At 63.8% G+C, this 743-nt stretch carries 2 protein-coding genes; one reads left to right on the top strand and one right to left on the bottom strand.

Annotated features, from left to right (window positions below; all coding sequences use genetic code 11):
* A partial coding sequence (locus tag A5622_RS00005; RefSeq protein ID WP_066875869.1) for a class I SAM-dependent methyltransferase occupies positions 1-587 on the top strand: 587 nt, incomplete at its 5' end.
* A 60-nt stretch (positions 588-647) separates the two neighbouring features.
* Here A5622_RS00005 and A5622_RS28790 read toward each other — a convergent pair.
* A partial coding sequence (locus A5622_RS28790) for a class I SAM-dependent methyltransferase (protein ID WP_197507913.1) occupies positions 648-743 on the bottom strand: 96 nt, incomplete at its 5' end.

Genomic DNA, 743 nt, shown 5'->3' with positions numbered 1-743 from the left:
TCACGCTGTCGGAAAACCAGGCCGAGCACGTGCAGCAGTCCTTCGATCAGATGGACACCCCCCGCAGCCGGCGGGTGCTGCTGGAGGGCTGGGAGAAGTTCCACGAGCCCGTGGACCGCATCGTGTCCATCGGCGCGTTCGAGCACTTCGGCCGGCAGCGCTACGGCCGCTTCTTCAAAATGGCCTACCAGGCGCTGCCGCCCGGCGGAGTGATGTTGCTGCACACCATCGTTCGGCCGTCGTTCAAAGACGCGCGGGCCAAGGGCCTGAAGCTGACCCACGAAATCGTGCAGTTCTCGCAGTTCATCCTGGCCGAGATCTTCCCCGGCGGTTGGCTGCCGACGCCGCAGACCGTCGGCGAGTACGGAGTGACCGCGGGCTTCGACCTGACCCGCGTCCAGTCGCTGCAGCTGCACTACGCCAGGACCTTGGACCTGTGGGCCGAGGCACTCGAGGCCAATCGCGAGCAGGCGATCGCCATCCAGTCCCAGGAGGTCTACGACCGGTACATGAAGTACCTGACCGGCTGCGCGAAGTTGTTCCGCAAGGGTGTCACCAATGTGGGGCAATTCACGTTGGTCAAGTAGGGCGGGACAAGTCGGCCCCGAACGGTGAACCGTTCGGGGCCGATTGCTTTACTGGGCCGGTTACTTCTCCAGCGTGAACTGATTGACGTCGGTGTAGCCCGCACGGAACAACTTCGCGCAGCCGGTCAGGTACTTCATGTACCGGTCGTAGACCTC

This window comes from Mycobacterium sp. 1245801.1 (assembly GCF_001673055.1).
Lineage (GTDB): Bacteria > Actinomycetota > Actinomycetes > Mycobacteriales > Mycobacteriaceae > Mycobacterium > Mycobacterium europaeum_A.
This window is presented reverse-complemented; position numbering and strand designations above follow the sequence as displayed.